The following is an 18,317-nucleotide window of genomic DNA, read 5'->3' on the forward strand; positions in this document are numbered from 1 at the left end:
GTTATAACAATCGAAACATTTGATACGATGCATATATTTAATCTAACGGACGTATCACATAACATTATGACTTATAATCTATAATTGGTCCTGTTTCCTCTTGTTTTATCCCGCGTTTCAGTATGATATAATAGGATCAACTTAATCGCGGGGGAATTTGTTATGACAAAGAGAACAGGGAACTCTTTATACTTTAATATTCAAGAGCAATTGCTGAAGCAGATCGAATCCGGCGTCTACAAGGTCGGCGAGCGGCTGCCGACGGAAGCTGAGCTATGCCAGATCTTCTCCGCCAGTAGAACGACGATACGGCTTGCCCTCAGCGAGCTTGAAGTACAAGGCATCGTTGAGCGGATCCAGGGCAAAGGCACCTTCGTGAAGCGAAAAGAGCTGCAACTTATCCATACGCGCAGCTTTACCGAGGATGTGCTTATGCAAGGAAAAGAGCCGACAAGCCAAATCGTCGAGGCAAAGGTGGTGCCTGCCGAGATGCCTTTGCATGAATTCCTGCAAGCTCCGCTTCACGCGCCGATCAATGAGCTTCTCCGCGTCCGGTACGCCGACAATGAGCCGCTCATCTACGAAAGAACATATATCCCTTGGAATTTGGCTCCTGGACTCGTTAACGATTATAAGGAAGGCTCCCTGTTCACTTTCCTGGAAACCAAATATCAATTGAAGCCAAAGCGCTCCGTCGAACAGCTGAAGCCGATACTGGCCGACAAAACCGCCAATAAATTGCTTGGCATTAAAGAAGGCTCGCCTTGCCTGCAGGTGAAGAGCTTCACCTACCTGACAGACGATACCCCGCTGGAATACAGCTTTGGCGTTTTTCGCGGCGACTTCTCCAGCTACACCATCGAACGGCACTTCTGAGGAAGGAAAGAAGGATGCTCCCCCGGGTCAATAACGACCTGGCGAGAGCATCCCTCTTCGCTTATTCCTTGATCATCTCGAAATAACGTCCCATCCAATAAGGCAAGGTGAAGATGGTGCCTCCTTCGAATACGCCGTTATTATAATTGAAGTTCGGATTGGCTCCGCCCGCTTGGTTATAAGCCGCGAACGGATTTCCGTTATTTTTCATCAGCGCCCTCTCATCGAAGTCCAGAACATAGTTGGTCTGCTTCCTCTCCTTGTCTCGATCGCCCGGCTCAATATAGAATACGTCTTGCCGGTTCCAATTCGCGGGGAACGTGATGGGATACTGCGGCATTTTGTACAGATAACGCACCGCCGATTCCAGGTCGATATCCGTTCGTTCCGGATGAGCGAGCTGATACAGGAATGTGTAGAACGGATTGTGCTCCCGCCCCATATTCTCATACCATTGATCGAATGCAGCCGTAATCAGCTCATGTCTATCCGGGTCGTTCTCCAGCAATAGGAGGGGATAGATCGAGAACCAGGCAAGCTCCTCATCCGAATAATTAATATACTGCGTCCAGTCGCCGTGAATAGTTGCGTTCATATTGGAATTGTCTCCAATATCATTGGTGTACGTGTAGCTCTCTTCCGCGACCACCTCGTTGCCATTAACCGCATAGGCATTCGTCGCCTGACGGATCAGCCTGCGGTCGATATATTCCAAGGCCAGATCAATATACCCCTTGCCGTTCACGTAAGGCGCTTCCTTGCTGTAGCCACCCTCGAACACCGCAGCGTACGCTTCCTTATACCTCTGCGCATCGCTCGGATAAGCGCTCTCCGTCACATAGCCCGCCGTCTTCAGCGCCGACATCAGCTCCAGCGCGTTCAGTGGTCCGTCTTCGAAACCATAGGACAGAGCGTCCTCCTTATCCGCGCTTACGCCTACCTTCGACTGCCACTCCGGCTGCTGCTCCATGACCGCCATATGGTCATTGAAGTACTTCGCATACCACTTCGACCACGAAGTCGACTTGCCCGTCGCATCCTCAATATAGTAGTGTCCATTCTTCAGAATGAGATCTGTCATTCGCTTGGTCGCTTCTTCAATGTAGCCCTTCAGCTCCAGCAACTCAGGGTCTATGCTGTCTGCGACCAGATATTTGTAAGCCGTGAAGAACAGAGCATAGTGTCCGACCACTTCATCGGATGACGTATCCGCCTTGTACACCACTTGATTCATGTCTATATGTCCGTCCTTAAGCGCTGAGAGCGGAACCAGATCATTGAAAAACGCTGGAATGCGCTCGTACACCGGCACCGTCAGCTGGAACAGCGGCTTATTGCCCTCTCCCGTCGACTTGTCTTCAAAGGCCGGGGCGTCATTCGTAGCCGCCGTAACGACCGGGAGCACTTGATAGACCGGCGTTCCGTCCTCCGTATCCACTTGCGTGCGAATATTCATCCCCAGCTTCTGGCCGTCGGGCCTTGATTTATTCAACTCCTCGATGGAATCCGGGCTAAGGCCAAGACCGTTATAATTCATCACCCCATTGCCTTCCGAGGCGAAGATGTTGGAGCCCTTCTTCGTCATGGAGTCTTTCGTAACGCGCACCATGGAGTAACCGATCGGCTCCCTGTCATCACGCTGCATGCTCGGTATAATGCCATTCGGATTCACATGCTCTTCACCTACGAAATGCTGGAACCAAAATCCGTTTTGCCCTTGATAGCCGTACACCGAACCATCTACCGTCTGTGCGTATGAATCGTCAGTCAGCATATAGGAGCGAGCAGGAAATCCGTTGCCCCTTCCCGAGACGTAGTCAAGCAACAGAACCGCTTTGGTTGCGCGCAGCGCAACCTCCTTTGCCTCCTCTATTTCTTGCTCCTGTTCATTCGTCGGGTTAGCTCCGTATTGTTCCAATAACGTTGCATACCGGTAAATTTCGCCGATAGCGTACATGCTCGTCCATAGACCGTCATTGTCGTGCGTCTTGGGGACAGATATAAATTCACCCGTAGGCGAATGGTAATCAATGTAATCTTTAGCCAGGTCATTCTCCTGGAATATAAATGTCGTGTCGGCAATCATATTCAACCGGTTGTTGACGGTTTGATCCAACTCCTCGTACACGATCGTCTTGTCATACATCGTGCGCATCGGCATCGTGATGTGAGTTACGCCGCTGTCCGTACGGGCCCAGATGCCGCCATTGCCGTCACTGGCCAATCCTGTAATATGATTGTCCCCTCCGTACAGATAACGGGGACCTGCCATATACTGCACGATGTCTCCAGGATCCTCCTCAGAGAAATTCACCCGCTGCAAGCCATTGTCCGTACCGATCCAGTACACATCGCCTGCATCCCGAACAACGCTGGTAACTCCCTCAACCGCCGCCAGCGGCAGAAAAGTCAGCGCTTTGTTATCCGTTACCCATTCAATCGTATCTGGCAAAGAAACAGAGCCATTCCTGTAATAAGCCACTTCCTTCGTCGGCACAGCTTCCAATTGAATCGGCTTGTATGCCGCTGAAGGCAGCTTAGCCGCATGTACCGGCATCGCGACTAGCGTCATCGCAACCGCTATTGCCAATGCGCCGGCCATCCATTTCCCTCGCTTTGACCATATAGTCATCATGAAGATATCCCCTTTCCTCACTGATAAATATGCGTAACACCCGTCTCCGTTATCACGAACACGCCTGCATCCCCATCGGACAGAAGCAGCAGCACTTTATCGTCAAGCAGTTGGCCGCCTTCCTTCGAGTAGCTCTTCATCCTGTTGTTGCCGAGCGAAATGCTCGTAATGCCTTCATCTGTGCCAATCCACAGCATCGTCCGGTCTTCATTCAATAGCGATGTATTCACCGCCGGCATCGTTGCGAAGATAGAAGGCTGCACCTCGAACTGATAATCTACAAAGGTAACGGCATTGGCAAAATCAGGCATAGACACATTCGGATTGGCGATCGACGGCGTGTAAGTAGGGTCCTCCAAGAAAGCAATATACCTTTTGACGAGTCCTTCCGCGCCATCCGATCCAAACTGTTCCGTCGCTTCCGCATAAGTGTAGTGATCAGGCTCCTTGACTGTCCCCGGGTTCGGGTTTGGAGAAGGATAAATAATAATAGGAGACTTGACACTTCCGTCTTCTGTCACGAGCTTGCCCGCAATCTTGGTCTTATTGCCGTTTAATGCCCATTGTCTTGGAGAGTGCTCGAACACCACGCCAGATGCATGAATGACAGCCGACTCAATCATACCCTTGCCAGACACTTCAACAGCGGCATGTGCATGCAATTCCTCTACCGAAGCTTCATTCTCCACTACAAGCTCACTGTCCGAGCGCACGATAATCGTTGACACATGTGTTGTGCCGCTGAGTACAACCCTTACAGGCGACAGCGGCTTTAGAATAACCAGCTTGTTCACCATACTATTGGAAATATAAATGCTCTCAGCGCCTCCTCCATTCACAAACAGCGTGCCTGCAATGTCGGAATCTGATATCGATAAATCCCCATCACCCACACCGGGCGCAATATACATATCCCCTGTTAAATCCATAGCTGCAAACGTTCCTCCAGCCGTATTGACCACAAGATTATCGCCTGTCACATCCGAATAGCTCTCATGATCGGCAATGAGCCGCCCCATAGCGTTATGGATCATCTTCACCGCTTCCGCGCGGGACAGCGACTTCTTTGGCAAAAACTCTCCTGCCGGCGTACCTTCCATGTACCCCTTTTCTTTGAGAGCATAAACCGCTTCCTTCGCCCATGACGATATGTCATCATCATCCTTGAACAACGAAGTCTCATCATTCGCTGTTGGGACTTGAAATACGCGCTGAACAATAATAGCCGCCTTTTCCCTTGTCAGGTATTCCAGCGGAGCAATCCTCCTGTCGCCATCGCCAATAATAGCGCCTGAAGCGACAGCCTTGCTTATATCCGCAGCATACCAAGCATCTTGAGGAACATCCTTGAAGCTCTCGCCGCTTTGCGCTTTATATTGAAATACTCGATTGATAAAGGCAACAAACTCCGCTTTCTTCACCTTCTCATATGGCAGCACTTGCCCGCGCTCGTTCCCCTTCAACAGGCCAAGCTCCTGCCAGACGGCAATTTCTTCGGATGCCCATTCAGGAATTTCTTCCTTCATCGCTGCAGCGCCTGTTGCAGCCGCGGACGTCACAGACATTGCGGACACTAATGCGATGAGTACAACCGCTTGCTTCCATTTCCATTTCATTGGCCTTCCTCCCTCTTTGCATTCCTCAGTACAAACACCATTCTCATCTCCTCATCTCGCCTATGCTGCAAGTCCTTCTCGTCAAAGCCAAATCACTTGACAGCGGTTTCAGCAATGCTGTTGTATTAAATGCACACCTCCCACTTTATATACTCGTGTCTAATTTGTAGTAACATTTCATTCACATTGTATTTATAAACATAACATATTGTCAACCTATTCCGGCAATCCCGACACAATAGTATTATTTCCCCGGAAATACGACAAATTCATTGATATAATGCCATAAACGACGTCATTCGACAGTACGGCGCGATAACTAGCCATTATAACAAACGATAAGTTACCGCAACAAAATGATTGACAATAGGTAGTGAAGATTAATAATATTAAGTTACATTGTTACAACAAATTTTCATTCATTATGAAAAGGGAGTGATGAAAAATGAGAAGGCGGGGGATCTGGCTTGTTGCTCTCATGCTAGCTATCGCTTCAGCAGGCTGCTCCAATGCAAGCAGCGACGAGGTTACTCTTCGCATTGCCATGGTATCGCCGGGTGAAGGACTGATCAAAGTATGGGAGGACATCGGAGAGCAATTCGAGCAAGAGAATAAAAGCGTAAAAGTAGAGTTCATCTTCCAGGACGACGACACTTATCAAACGATTGGCCTGCAAAACTTGCTGAACGGCAAAAATGCTCCTGACCTTTACTTCGAGTGGGCCGGACAGAGGCTGAAAACAAAAGTCGATGACGGCTTTGCCGCAGATATAACAGATCAACTGCAAAGCTCGGGCTTAAGAGATCAATTTTCCGAAGGCACCTTCAACGGCATGATATTTGACGGAAAAACATATATGATTCCAACAGCCGGCGATGTGACCAATGTCATGTTCTACAATAAGAAAATATTCAATGACCTCGGTTTGCAGCCTCCATCTACTTGGGATGAATTTTTGGAAATCTGTGAAAAAGTGAAAGCAGCCGACATTACGCCGATCGTATCTGGCAACAAGGATCTGTGGCCTGCCGGCAACTGGATCGGCCACCTGATTTCCAGAGTTGTCGGGGAACAAGCATACAGTGACGCCCTGCAACTGAAACAGCCATTCAACTCTGCTGATTTTGTTACAGCTTATGGGTATGTGCAAGAACTTTGGGACAAAGGTTATATCAATGACAGCGTTAACGCGATTGCCGACAATGAAGGGGATATGATGTTCTTCAACGGCCAGGCGGCGATGCATCCTATAGGAAGCTGGCTAGTGCCAATTGCGGTGGAGGAAGCGCCGAATATAGAGATGGATTACTTCAACCTGCCGGCCATCCCCGGTGGCAAAGGCGATCTTAACAGTGTAATCGGCGTTCTGAACGGCATGGTCGTCAACAAAAATTCGAAGCATATTGACGAAGCAATCGCATTCATGAAAGTTTACAGCTCCGCGGAATCTTCCAAGAAGCTGACCGAAGCCGGCGCCGTTCCAATTACGAAGGACGGCATAGATGAAGAATCTATGCACCCTCTATCCTTGAGCTTGAATAAACTGATGCAAAATGCCCCGATGCTCGTATCGCCGCCTGACACGGGTTATGACATAGAGGTGGCCAATGCGCTGAACAAAGCAACCTCTCAAGTGCTGGGCGGCGCCAAGTCGCCGGAAGACGCTTTGGCTGAGGTCGACACCACTGTTGCCCCTCTAAAAAAATGACGAAAAGACCGGCGGCGTTCATACTCGCCGGTCTTTCTGCTTAAACGTACCCTGGAGGTGGGCAGATGTCCCGAAAACTTATCACTCCTTATCTATTCATCGCACCAGCGCTTCTGCTGTTCGGTTTTACGATCCTGCTCCCCATCGTGATGACTTTCGCCTTCAGCTTCTATGACTGGAACGGCTATGGCGAGATGACCTTCACCGGCATGGATAACTATGCCCGGGCGCTGCAGGACCGTGTGTATTTGGATTCGTATGGACACATTTTGATCTATATCGTCTCAACCGTCTTTCTGGAAGTTCTCGTCGGGCTCGGGCTGGCCGGCTTAATTACGATGAAGCGCAGAGGCAGCGGATTATTCCGCATCGCCTTCTTCACCCCTGTCATGCTGCCTATGATCGTCGTATCCTTTCTGTGGAAGTTTGTTTACAACTCCGACTTCGGACTGATCAACTCCGTTTTGAGAGCAATCGGGATGGACAGTTGGGCGCAGGTATGGCTCGGCAACCCCGATACAGCTCTGTTTGCGATCTGCCTCGTCTCCGGATGGGTATACGCCGGCTTCTATATGACGATTTTTTATTCCGGCATTCAACGCATTCCTAAGGACATCTATGAATCCGCCTATCTCGACGGCGCAAGCGAACGTGCAATTTTTTTCAGTATCAAAATCCCGATGATAAAAGGATTAATCAGCACAGGCACGATGCTTTGCGTGCTTACCGGCTTCCAGGCATTCGACCTGTTCTATGTCATGACAAACGGAGGGCCTTACAGCTCGACGGAAATTGTTACGACTTATCTCATTAAAGTCGTCTTTAGCCATATGAGCATCGGTTATGGCTCCGCGCTGGCTGTCATCATGACCCTTGTCATCGCAATTATCGGTTTCATTGCCAGTAAGCTGCAGCGCAAGGAGAGCGCGTTGGAGTATTGAAGAAAAGAGGTGCAGAACGTGACAACCGCAGCCATTCACAGAAACGAAAGGAAGGCGGCAGCTTCAGACCGGACACAGCGCTTAGCTTCCAGAATAGGCTATTATGCTTTCATGATCGTATTGTCCAGCCTGTTTTTCTATCCCATGATCTGGCTTGTGCTCTCTTCCTTCCGGCAGAACAGGGAGATATTCGCTTCGCCTTTCCGTCTCCCCAGCGAGATCAATCTGCAGAACTGGGCCGATGCATGGCAAGCCGGCAACATGAACACTTATGCCCAAAACAGCGTCATCGTCACCGCCTTGACGATTATCGGCATTTTGCTATTCGCCAGCATGGCCGCATTCGCCTTCAGCAAGCTGAAGTTCAAAGGAAGCAAGACGCTTATGCTGCTGTTCGTATTTGGCCTGTTCATGCCGCTGCAATCTTTCATCATTGCACAGAGCTATATTTTCGACCAACTTAACTTGAAGGACAGCTATATGGGGCTCATTTTGCCTTATATCGGCGTCGGGCTGCCGCTGGCCATTTTCCTGCTTAAGGCTTATCTGGACTCCGTCCCCCGCGAGCTAATGGAAGCGGCCAAGATCGACGGCTGCGGCGAAGCAACGTTGTTCGCCCGCGTCATCTTCCCTTTGCTCATTCCGAGCATGGCAACGGTGGGCATTTTCTCTGCTTTGAATACCTGGAACGAGCTGCTGCTTGCGATGCTCTATATTCAGAACGACGAGCTCAAGACGATTCCCGTCGGTCTGCTCGCCTTCTCCAGCCGGTATATGACAGATTACAAGCTGTTGTTCTCCGCACTCGCGATCATCACCATTCCGATGATTATTTTGTATATTTTCTTCCATCGCTATATCGTCGCGGGACTGACAGAAGGGGCATTGAAGTAATGGATGCATGGCAAAAAAGAATAAGGACGTGCCTGACCGCACCATCATCAGCTTGAAGCAAGAGCTGGCATCTGCAGCATGGGAACCTGAGCGATACGGTTGGTAGGGGATATGGTATAGTAATAAGATGTGCGGAGTCGCACCGTCCCCCACTCCCTCGACTGGAGGCTTCCATGAATCAACTTCGAAAAGGAAAACGACTGCTCAAAACCGCTGTTGCGGTATATATAACCGCCGAAATATGCTATCTGCTGGGCTGGCCGATGATATTCGCCGTCATAGCGGCCATCGTCTCTATCGAGCCTACCGTACACGCATCCGTCTCCAAAGGATGGATACGCATTCCCTCGACCGCAATCGGCGCTGCCTTCGCCATGCTGTTCGACGCCTGGCTCGGACCGCAGCCGATTACTTTCGCTTTGTCGGCATTGGCGACCATCTATGTCTGCTATCGCCTCGGCTGGAGGGATACGATCGTCGTCGCCACATTAACGGCCGTCAACATGATTCCGCTGACCGATCATCACTTCCTGATCAATTTCTTTATACGTCTCGGCACGACAATGACCGGCGTCATCGTCTCCGCGCTTGTCAACTATCTGCTCTTCCGGCCCAATTACACCGCAGAGCTTCGCAGCATGTTCGGCGGGCATGTTCCGCGCATGCTGGAACTGTCTCGCCAAGCGCTTCGCGGGCAGCATATGCCGAAGCACGCCTTGAAGGACAGATCGTTAAGCGAGTTGGCCACTCTGCTGCAATATCACATCGACGACTTGCGCTTTCGCCGAACCGACTTCTCCGATCTGCGGGAAATCGCCGCTCTGCGAAGGGAATTGCGAACGATGCAGCGCATGCAATTCTACATCGAACATAGCCAGAGCAGCCATAATAACGAAGAACGGCGCCGCCTGCGCGAGTTGCTGGCGTCCGCCGTCCTTCGGCTTCAAGCATCATCTTATGCTACACATGCTCCAGGTAACGCTCCTTCATAAGCGCAAGCACTTCGTCGCCTGGCCGGTCCCACAGTTCCCGGTTGAAAATCTCCACTTCAATCGGTCCATTATAACCGGCAGCTTCTACGGCTGCGCGAATGCGTCTGAGCTCGATCACGCCGTCGCCCATCATGCCGCGGCCCATGAGCAGATCCGGAGTGGGCACGATCCAGTCCGATACATGATAGCCGACGATCCGGCCCGCTGCATCCGCAATGCCTTCGTACAGCTTCGGGTCCCACCATACATGGAACACGTCGATCACGACGCCGACTTGCTCAGGCGCATAAGCGCGAGCGACCGCATTCGCTTGTTCCAACGTCACGATGACGGACCGCTCCGCCGCATACATAGGATGCAGCGGTTCGATGCCAAGCCGGATGCCGCAAGACTCGGCGTAAGGGACAAGCCGTTCAATGCCCGCCTCCACCATCGCGCGGGCTGCGTCAATGTCCCGGTCGGGCGCGGGACCGCAGACGAGCACCAGCGTATCGGCGCCCAGCTCCGCCGCCTCGTCCACGGCGCGGCGGTTATCGTCGATTCGCGCTTCGCGCTCGGCGGCCGTCGCCGCCGGGAACATGCCGCCGCGGCATAAGCTGGATACCTGCAAGCCCGTATCGCGAATGATCCGCCGGCTCTCCTGCAGTCCCGCCTCCGCCACCTTATGCCGCCACAACGCGATCCACGGCACGCCCGCCCTGACGCAGCCTTCGGCCGCCTCGCGCAGGCTCCAACGGTCTGTCGTAATCTGGTTCAAGCTCAGCCGATCAATCGTCTGCAGCGGTTCCACCTCATGCCGTCTATGTGTCCGCTCCACTGCCATCTCCTCGCTAGCTGTCCGCTTCATTGCTCCACCCCCGCAATCGCCAGCACGCGCTTCATCCGCTGCACGGCAAGCTCCGGATCGGCCAACAAGCCCGCCGCATCGGCCAGCTTGAACAGCTCGGCGAGATGAAGCATCGACCTTGCCCCTTCGGCTCCTCCAACCATGCGGAAGTGATTCTGATGGCCGTTCAAATAAGCCATGAACACAATGCCGGTCTTATACGCATAAGTCGGCTTCCGGAAAATATGTCTGGACAACGCGACCGTCGGCTCCATGAGGGTGCGATAGCGCCGCAGGTCTCCTCCGTCCAGAGCCTCCAATGCCGCAGATGCCGCAGGTGCGATGGCGTCGAAGATGCCCAGAAGCGCATGGCTGTAACCCGCTTCATCACCCTCAATGAGCGACGGATAGTTGAAGTCGTCGCCGGTGTACATTTTTACCCCTTCCGGCAGCAGCCGGCGCATTTTAATTTCCTGCGCTGCGTCGAGCAGCGATATTTTGATGCCGTCCACCTTGTCCGCATGGCTGTGAATGACGCGAAGGCACACGTCCATTGCACTTGCCGTATCGTCGTAGCCCCAGTAGCCTGCAAGAGCGGGATCGAACATGTCGCCGAGCCAATGTAGGATGACAGGCCAGGATACTTGGCTCAAGATCGCGCCGTATACGCGCTCGTAATCGTCCGGTCCCTGCGCGCAAGCGGCAAGAGCACGGCTCGCCATCAGAATGATTCTTCCGCCGCGCTCCTCGACGAAGCTGCACTGCTCCTCGTATGCGGCAATGACGTCCTCCACCTTGACCGACGGCCCCGGCGGAAGATGATCGGTTCCCGCACCGCAAGCGACCGTACCGCCTACCGCTTCGGCTTCCCGTATGGAACGGGCGATCAATTCCTGCGCGCGCGACCAATCCAGCCCCATTCCGCGCTGTGCCGTGTCCATCGCCTCCGCCACTGCGAAGCCCAGCGACCAGAGATGGCGGCGGTACGCCATCGTCGCCTCCCAGTCGATGGAGACGTCGTGCAGCGGATCGTACGCGGCAAGCGGGTCGCAGACGACATGTGCCGCGGCATAAGCGATCCTGCTCTGGAAGCGGCCGCCGCTCCCTCGCTGCGCTTCATGCCCACTAGTGAATACGGGTGCTGTGTGGTTCAATGTGTAGGGGTGAACCGTGCCGCCGGCTGCCGGCAGTTGCAATACGCTGGTCATCTTCCATCCCTCCTATAGCGTCAATTCCGGCACGTCGACGAAGCGGCGCTCCCGCCACGATTGAAGCCCCAGGTCCGACATCTGCGTCCCCTTCGCTCCCTCCAGAAGATCCCACGGGAACGGCGAGTCCGTCACAACATGCTTCAGGAACATTTCCCACTGCACCTTGAAGCCGTTGTCGAACGAAGCGTTGTCCGGAACTTCCTGCCACTGCTCCACGAATCGAATCGGATTGGGGATGTCCGGATTCCAGACCGGCTTCGGCGTATTGATCCGATGCTGCGTCTTGCAATCGCGCAAGCCTGCCACGGCGCTTCCTTCCGTACCGTCCACCTGAATGGTCAGCAGATCCTCACGATTGACCCGCACCGCCCAAGAAGAGTTCGCCTGCACGACAATATCCCCTTCCAGCAGGAAGGTGGCGTATGCAGCATCGTCGGCTGTACAGGCATACCGCTCTCCCTTCTCATCCACCCGCTCCGGTATATGCGTCGTCCCGTAGCAGGATACCGCCTTCACCTCGCCGAACAGGTTATCCAGCACATATCGCCAGTGCGCGAACATGTCCACAATAATGCCGCCGCCGTCTTCCTTCCGATAGTTCCACGACGGACGCTGGCCGGGCTGCCAGTCCCCTTCGAACACCCAGTAGCCGAACTCCATGCGCACAGACAATATTTTCCCGAAGAAGCCGGCATCGATCAATCGCTTCAGCTTCAGCAGCCCCGGCAGGAACAGCTTGTCCTGCACTACCCCGTTCTTCACGCCCTTCTCCCGGGCTAGCCGGGCCAAGCGAAGCGATTCCTCCAGATTCGTAGCGGTAGGCTTCTCGCAATATATATGCTTGCCCGCAGCAATGGCGCGCTCTACGCCGGCCGCCCGCTGCACCGTCGTCTGGGAGTCGAAGTAGATCACATTATGAGAATCGGCCAGACAGGCGTCCAGATCCGTGCTCCATCGCGAGATGCCGTGCTTCTCCGCCAGCGCTTGCACCTTATGCGCCTGCCTGCCCACCAGAACGGGGTCCGGCATGATCACATCGCCATCCGGCAGCACGATGCCGCCTTCCTCCCGAATTGCCTTGATTGACCGGATCAGATGCTGATTCGTCCCCATACGCCCCGTTACGCCATTCATAATGATTCCGACTTGAATTATTCCCATATGAAAATCCCTCTCCTTCGGCTTGATTTTCTTTATCCTACCGGAAGAGAGGGACCCTGTCTTATCGTATTGCGATTGCTTTTCTCATATTCGGAAGCGGTCGCTTTCCGCATTACTCCGCAGCTCCGTGTTGCTGCTGCAGCCTGTATTTGTGGGGAGACATGCCTGCGCTGTTTTTGAACGCACGGTAGAAGGCGGGAACCGATTCGTACCCGATCTCGAAGCAGATCGATGCAATCTCTCCTTCCGTCTCCGCCAGCAGCTTCTTGGCCACTCCGATTCGAACCTCCGTCAAATAATGCATCGGCGTCTGATGGTACTGCTTCTTGAAGATCGTCGTCGTATGGCGGGTGCTTACCCCCAGCTTGTAAGCCAGATCCCGCAGCGTCAGCGGCTCGTAATAATGGGAGTCGATATAGTCTCTGATCCGTTCCGCACGAAGCCCGTCCGCATCCGTAACCAGAGCGGATTGCTCCGCTCTGGCCAGCAACAGCAGCATCGCCTGCAGATGAATGCGCAGCGCCCATTCGCTGAACGCATCCATTCGCTTCTGCTCGAACAGCGCCTTGCGCAGCAAGAGCCGCAGTTCACCCGCAGCCATGACGTTCAGCTTCATATGCATCGGACTTGTCCACGGCTTCTGCAAGCCTTGCGGCATCGCATGTTCACCTGCGCTCTCCTTGTCGTAAGCCAGCACCAGCAAGGTTAAGCCATTGTCCGATGCGACGCTGTGGGAAGCATGCGGCGGGATGACGGCGGCATGGCCTGCGCCAAGAGGGCGGCTCTTGCCGTCCAGCCGCAATGCGCCCTCCCCTTCAATAACGTACAGCAATTGATAGTAATCGTGCATATGCTCCTTGATCGTATACCCTTGCAGATGCTTGGCCTCGTAGCAATGAATGCCGTTCATGCATCGGACCTCCTTCTCCAGTCCCCGCTTTATACGTTCGGAATACGGATGATGATCGTCGTGCCTTTCCCCTGCTCGCTTTCGATCTCCAGCCCAACGCCGTAATGATTGCGCAGCCTGCGTTCGATATTGATCAGACCTACACCGCCGCCTGAGTGCGTGTGCCGCCTGTCCCCCAGATGCGCAAGCACATCTGCGGAAATTCCGATTCCATCATCGGTAATTGCAATGTACAGCCGGGCTTCGTCACGCCGCATAGACAATCGCACCTCTCCGCCCTCCACCTTGCCCATAATGCCGTGCCTTACGGCATTCTCGACCAGCGGCTGAATAATGAGGGGCGGTATCTGGCCATCGAGCCCTTCCTCCACATCCATCACCATCCGCAGCCGGTCGCCGAATCGCGCCTTCTCGATCATGAGATAGGAATGCACCAGCTCCAGCTCTTGACGAATCGGAATAAGCTTGTCCCGGTTATGGAAGTCGAAGCTGTGGCGCAGGAACAGACTGAGCTCGACCAGCAAGCTTTGCGCCTTGCCAATATCCTTATAGCTGACCGATAGAATTGTAGAGAAGGCATTGAATAGGAAATGCGGCTTGATCTGCGCTTGCAGGAAAGCCATCTCGGAGCTGATCAGCTCGCTAATGGACGTCTTCATGCTAAGCAGCGTCCGGATACGGGCCCGCAGCTCTCCCGCCTCAACCGGCTTGCTCAAGAAGTCGTTCACGCCCGCATCGAACGCAGCCAGCTTATCCTCCGGCCTGCTTCTTGCTGTCAGCAATAGCACAGGAAGCTCGGACAGAGGGTAACGCTTGCGGATAGCCCGGCACACCTCATAGCCGGTCAATCCCGGCATCATCAGATCAAGCACAGCGAGATCGATGCGGTGATTGCTCTCCAGCGCCTCCAGCGCCTTGGTGCCATCGGGCACGGCTATCACCTGGCAGTTGTCGGCAGTCAGCAGATGATGCAGCACCTGACGATTGACGGGATCGTCGTCGGCGACAAGAATCGTATAGGCATTCTCGTCCTTCGACAATAACACATCCTGCGGAAGAATCTCCATCCTGCCCGCAGCCGCTTCCCTCATGTCCGGCGGATACTCCGCCGGCTCCTCCACTCTCTCCATCTGCGCCCCTGCCGCAGACTGTTCGTCCTTCTGTCGTGCGAGCGGAATCGTGAAGGTGAACACAGAGCCTTTATTCACTTGCGACGATGCTCGGATCGTACCGCCATGCAGCTCTACCAGCTGCTTGGACACGGAGAGGCCAAGACCCGTTCCGCCGTAGGAAGCGTCTCCTTGCTCGTAGGAATCGAAGATGCTGTGAAGCTTGCTGCCGACAATGCCGATGCCCGTATCATGAACGGCAATGACCGCCATGCCGCCTCTCTCGTAGGCTTCCACCCGAATCTCTCCGGACTTCGTGAACTTCAATGCATTGCCCACGAGATTGTACATAATCTGCAGCACCCTGTCTTCATCCGCGTAGATCCAGGTCGGGCGGGCGGGCAAGCCGCTGACTAGCCGAATATCCTTATCGCCGGCCAAGAAGCGGAACATATCCAGCACGACTTGAACGAGCGGCCCCAATTCCACCTCCGTCCTTCTGAGCGCGAGCGTTCCATTCTTCATCTTGGACATGTCCAAAATATCGTTAATGAGATTGGACAGACGTCTGGAGACGGAGATAATCGTGCCGACGTTGTGCTTCTCCGCCGTATTCAGCCGATCGGAAGCCCGCTCAAGCACCGATTGGGACAAATTGATGATCCCATGGAGAGGCGTGCGAAGCTCATGGGAGGTGTTGGCAAGAAACTCATCCTTCATCCGGTCCAGCGACAGCAGCTTCTCCGATAGCGTCTCCACCGTACTGAACGCGTGGGAGAAACGTCTGGCGAGCTCCGTCGCCTCGATCACGATTAGCGCGAATACGCCAATAAGAAAGTACTGCCTCCCCAGCCAATGGTACGAATTGGGATACTCCAGCAGCAAGATATCGTGGAACATGGCCGACATGAGTATGATCGCCCCGACGACCTGCAGCATGGCGCCGCTTCGCTTCCTCTTGACGGCAAGCATCAACCCGTATAAATAGTACAAGCAGCTGGCCAGTATGAATAGATGATACATATTCGTCCAGCGTGTATACCATTCCAATGGGGTCGCAATGACCGACAGCATAAAGAGGCAGCTGACGATCGTCATTCCCCTATTGACCTTGTGCGAGAATTCCTCCGGATACAGCTCGCGTATGAACATGGCCGTAAGCGTCATTCCGCCGTAATAGGTCATATATTCAATAAAGACAAGCGTTCTGATCGAAAGATCCGGCAGCAGGTGAAGCAGGAACATATCCTTCATTGCCAATGTCCGGAATACAACGACTAAGCAGATCAGCCCGAAGTAAAGAGCGGAACGGTTGTTGCGGCGCAGCAAGAAGACAATGATATGATAGAGACCGATCATGAACGTGCTTCCTACGATGAACATGCTAACCGCGAACTGTTCCTTGTTCCGGCTCGCGATGCCCTCCTCCGTTCCGAGCTCGATGGCGAACCACATGCCCCCGCGGGCATATATATAGTTGGAGATCTGTACAATAATATCGAAATCTTCCGCCGGGGGCTGGAACGTAATCGATTGCGGCTTGTATGCTGCCTCGGCCCGCTCCCGATCTTCCGCCACCTTGCCGTTGACGGCCACACTTTCCCTGTTGATCATAATGTTGTATGCCGTAGACATGATCGGAATTTTCAATGCCAGATTCGGAAGATTGCCGTCTGTCTTCACCCTCAGGCGATAAGTCGCATATCCATAGCCGGGCAAGCTGCGGCCATCTATTTCATACTGATTCCACACACTGGGCACATTCGCATACATGGCGTTCGGCATTGGGGCATTGCCGGAAAAGTCATGACCGGCAAGCAATTGCTGCCAATAGAAGCTCCATTGTCCTGCCAGCATAATCACTTTCGTGTGCTCGTAATCCCACTTCGTCAGATCCAGCTCACCCTGTTCAACTGTTATCGCCGGCTGCCTGGCGACGTTGCCGCTGATGATGAAGCTTCCGACTGCAGTTGCTGCGATCATCACCAGAATGACGATCAGAACGGTTCTCTTATGCTTAACCATTATGCACTTCCCTCTGTTAGAACGTAGCTTGTAATCTTCTCCCGCTACAATGTCGTATCTATTGGAAGTATACCATGTCCTGTCTCGCACCAACACGAAAAACCCGAAACAAAAGCTGCGGCAGCAGCCTTGTTCCGGGCTTGAACGAGCATAATCCAGACCTTTCAATGAGCGATCGCTATTTCAAGAAAAATGCAAGAGTGCGATCGGATGCGCCGGGCAGACCTTCATGCCCGAAGTCGGGATAAATGACAAGGTCCTTCGGCGCGGTTATTTTGTTATACGCTGCGAATTGCGTAGACGGCGGACAGACTGTATCCATCATCCCCACGAACATGAGCACTTCTCCGCGTATGCGATCTGCCAAATACTGCAGGTCGATGTAACCCAGCTTCTCGAACACCTCGTCCTCACGCTCATGCGTCGGATCGAAGTGACGGAAGTACGTGCGAAGCTCTTCATAGGCATCCTTCGCCAAATCCATCTCCCATACGCGCTTATAGTCGCATAGAAACGGATACTGAGGCGCGAGCTTCTTCACTCTCGGCTCCAGAGCGGCGCATGCGATGGTCAGCGCCCCGCCTTGCGAACCGCCCGCTGCATATACTCGTTCCGGGTCGACCTCGGGAAGACCGAGGGCAATGCCCGCTAATTGAGCCGTATCCAGATAAATGTGACGGAACAGCAGATTGTCGGGATGGTCGTCCAATCCGCGAATAATATGGCCGCGTTGCGTATTGCCCTTCACGCCGCCCACATCCTCGGAAGAACCGCCTTGGCCGCGGCAATCCATGGCGAGCACGGAGAAGCCCAGCGACGCATAAGACAGCTTGGCGGACCAGTCTCCGGCATGACCCGTATAGCCATGGAACAGGACGACCGCCGGATGAGGCTCCTGCACGCCTTTCGGACGGACATAGTGGGCGTGGATGCGAGCTCCCCGCACTCCTGTGAAGTATAAGTCGAAGCATTCCGCATTCGGTGTCTGGAAGGAGCTTGGCACCATTTCAAGCTGCGGATCTACAGCACGCAGCTCCGCCAGCGCCCGGTCCCAGTACGCATCGAAATCAGCGGGACGGGGGTTCCTTCCCGTATACGCTTTCAGCTTCTCGAGCGGCATATCTACTAACGGCATTGTAAGGTCAATCCTTTCGATAGGTAATACACCCATTCTACTAGCTGCTAACATTTTTTACTATTGCTATTTTTACCGTTTTTCCGCTTCAATTCATCATTTTGGACGCTTTTCGCCATTGTTCCAAGGCTACATGGCCTAATTCCGCATCTTTTGTCCACTTTCCTCGCATTAATCGCTTTCCAGCCCATTTCGCATACCTGACAGCCGCTCTTCCTCACAGACACATATATTACATCATATATCCAAAAATAACCCTTGATATATTACATCATATA

The 18,317-nt window shown here is 53.4% G+C and carries 13 protein-coding genes; 5 read left to right on the forward strand and 8 right to left on the reverse strand.

All coding sequences use genetic code 11. The features are described 5' to 3' along the window. Positions 1-162 precede the first annotated feature (162 nt). Positions 163-876, forward strand: a complete 714-nt coding sequence (locus M6D81_RS07970; protein WP_262676325.1) for a GntR family transcriptional regulator — start codon at positions 163-165, stop codon at positions 874-876. Positions 877-937: 61 nt separating this feature from the next. On the opposite strand, the gene M6D81_RS07975 is transcribed toward M6D81_RS07970, so the two are convergent. After that, a complete protein-coding gene (locus M6D81_RS07975) occupies positions 938-3,511 on the reverse strand; it encodes a hypothetical protein (RefSeq protein WP_262676326.1) in 2,574 nt (857 codons plus the stop codon). Positions 3,512-3,528: 17 nt separating this feature from the next. Beyond that, positions 3,529-5,127 carry an S-layer homology domain-containing protein gene (locus tag M6D81_RS07980; protein ID WP_262676327.1) on the reverse strand — a complete coding sequence of 533 codons (1,599 nt, stop codon included), beginning with the start codon at positions 5,125-5,127 and terminating at the stop codon, positions 3,529-3,531. 445 nt (positions 5,128-5,572) lie between these two features. Here M6D81_RS07980 and M6D81_RS07985 point away from each other — a divergent pair, with 445 nt between their 5' ends. The 4 genes from M6D81_RS07985 to M6D81_RS08000 all read left to right on the forward strand — a co-directional run bounded on the left by M6D81_RS07985 (position 5,573) and on the right by M6D81_RS08000 (position 9,662). Next, positions 5,573-6,835, forward strand: coding sequence for an ABC transporter substrate-binding protein (locus M6D81_RS07985; RefSeq protein WP_262676328.1), 1,263 nt, complete (start codon positions 5,573-5,575; stop codon positions 6,833-6,835). 65 nt (positions 6,836-6,900) lie between these two features. Next, entirely contained in the window at positions 6,901-7,776 is an 876-nt protein-coding gene (locus tag M6D81_RS07990) for a carbohydrate ABC transporter permease (protein WP_262676329.1), read from the forward strand. A gap of 18 nt (positions 7,777-7,794) precedes the next feature. Then, a complete protein-coding gene (locus M6D81_RS07995; protein WP_262676330.1) occupies positions 7,795-8,670 on the forward strand; it encodes a carbohydrate ABC transporter permease in 876 nt (291 codons plus the stop codon). Between the two features lie 173 nt (positions 8,671-8,843). Further along, positions 8,844-9,662, forward strand: coding sequence for an FUSC family protein (locus M6D81_RS08000; protein WP_262676332.1), 819 nt, complete (start codon positions 8,844-8,846; stop codon positions 9,660-9,662). Here the strand turns inward: M6D81_RS08000 and M6D81_RS08005 are convergent. The 6 genes from M6D81_RS08005 to M6D81_RS08030 form a co-directional block, all read right to left on the reverse strand. Further along, positions 9,631-10,452 carry a sugar phosphate isomerase/epimerase family protein gene (locus tag M6D81_RS08005; RefSeq protein WP_262676411.1) on the reverse strand — a complete coding sequence of 274 codons (822 nt, stop codon included), beginning with the start codon at positions 10,450-10,452 and terminating at the stop codon, positions 9,631-9,633. The two genes, M6D81_RS08000 and M6D81_RS08005, sit on opposite strands and share 32 nt — an antisense overlap. A 53-nt stretch (positions 10,453-10,505) precedes the next feature. Then, the gene (locus M6D81_RS08010; RefSeq protein WP_262676333.1) at positions 10,506-11,696 is read right to left on the reverse strand and encodes a dihydrodipicolinate synthase family protein; all 1,191 of its coding nucleotides are present in this window, start codon (positions 11,694-11,696) and stop codon (positions 10,506-10,508) included. A 12-nt stretch (positions 11,697-11,708) separates the two neighbouring features. Further along, positions 11,709-12,860: a Gfo/Idh/MocA family protein gene (locus tag M6D81_RS08015; protein WP_262676334.1), complete on the reverse strand. Its 1,152-nt coding sequence runs from the start codon at positions 12,858-12,860 to the stop codon at positions 11,709-11,711. A gap of 112 nt (positions 12,861-12,972) precedes the next feature. Then, on the reverse strand, positions 12,973-13,770 hold the full coding sequence (locus M6D81_RS08020) for an AraC family transcriptional regulator (RefSeq protein ID WP_262676335.1): 798 nt from the start codon (positions 13,768-13,770) through the stop codon (positions 12,973-12,975). 29 nt (positions 13,771-13,799) lie between these two features. Beyond that, positions 13,800-16,904 carry an ATP-binding protein gene (locus M6D81_RS08025; protein WP_262676336.1) on the reverse strand — a complete coding sequence of 1,035 codons (3,105 nt, stop codon included), beginning with the start codon at positions 16,902-16,904 and terminating at the stop codon, positions 13,800-13,802. Between the two features lie 178 nt (positions 16,905-17,082). Further along, positions 17,083-18,039 (reverse strand): acetylxylan esterase, encoded by a 957-nt coding sequence (locus M6D81_RS08030; RefSeq protein WP_262676337.1) that lies wholly within the window; start codon positions 18,037-18,039, stop codon positions 17,083-17,085. Positions 18,040-18,317 lie beyond the last annotated feature (278 nt).

The organism is Paenibacillus sp. J5C2022 (genome assembly GCF_025567625.1).
Lineage (GTDB): Bacteria > Bacillota > Bacilli > Paenibacillales > Paenibacillaceae > Pristimantibacillus.

Bases quoted from the DNA above. Each gene is read 5' to 3' on its own strand.
- M6D81_RS07975 (WP_262676326.1), bottom strand. From the start codon at position 3,511: ATGATGACTATATGGTCAAAGCGAGGGAAATGGATGGCCGGCGCATTG.
- M6D81_RS08010 (WP_262676333.1), bottom strand. From the start codon at position 11,696: ATGACCAGCGTATTGCAACTGCCGGCAGCCGGCGGCACGGTTCACCCC.
- M6D81_RS08025 (WP_262676336.1), bottom strand. From the start codon at position 16,904: ATGGTTAAGCATAAGAGAACCGTTCTGATCGTCATTCTGGTGATGATC.
- M6D81_RS07985 (WP_262676328.1), top strand. From the start codon at position 5,573: ATGAGAAGGCGGGGGATCTGGCTTGTTGCTCTCATGCTAGCTATCGCT.
- M6D81_RS08015 (WP_262676334.1), bottom strand. From the start codon at position 12,860: ATGGGAATAATTCAAGTCGGAATCATTATGAATGGCGTAACGGGGCGT.
- M6D81_RS08020 (WP_262676335.1), bottom strand. From the start codon at position 13,770: ATGAACGGCATTCATTGCTACGAGGCCAAGCATCTGCAAGGGTATACG.
- M6D81_RS07990 (WP_262676329.1), top strand. From the start codon at position 6,901: ATGTCCCGAAAACTTATCACTCCTTATCTATTCATCGCACCAGCGCTT.
- M6D81_RS08030 (WP_262676337.1), bottom strand. From the start codon at position 18,039: ATGCCGTTAGTAGATATGCCGCTCGAGAAGCTGAAAGCGTATACGGGA.
- M6D81_RS07970 (WP_262676325.1), top strand. From the start codon at position 163: ATGACAAAGAGAACAGGGAACTCTTTATACTTTAATATTCAAGAGCAA.
- M6D81_RS07980 (WP_262676327.1), bottom strand. From the start codon at position 5,127: ATGAAATGGAAATGGAAGCAAGCGGTTGTACTCATCGCATTAGTGTCC.
- M6D81_RS08000 (WP_262676332.1), top strand. From the start codon at position 8,844: ATGAATCAACTTCGAAAAGGAAAACGACTGCTCAAAACCGCTGTTGCG.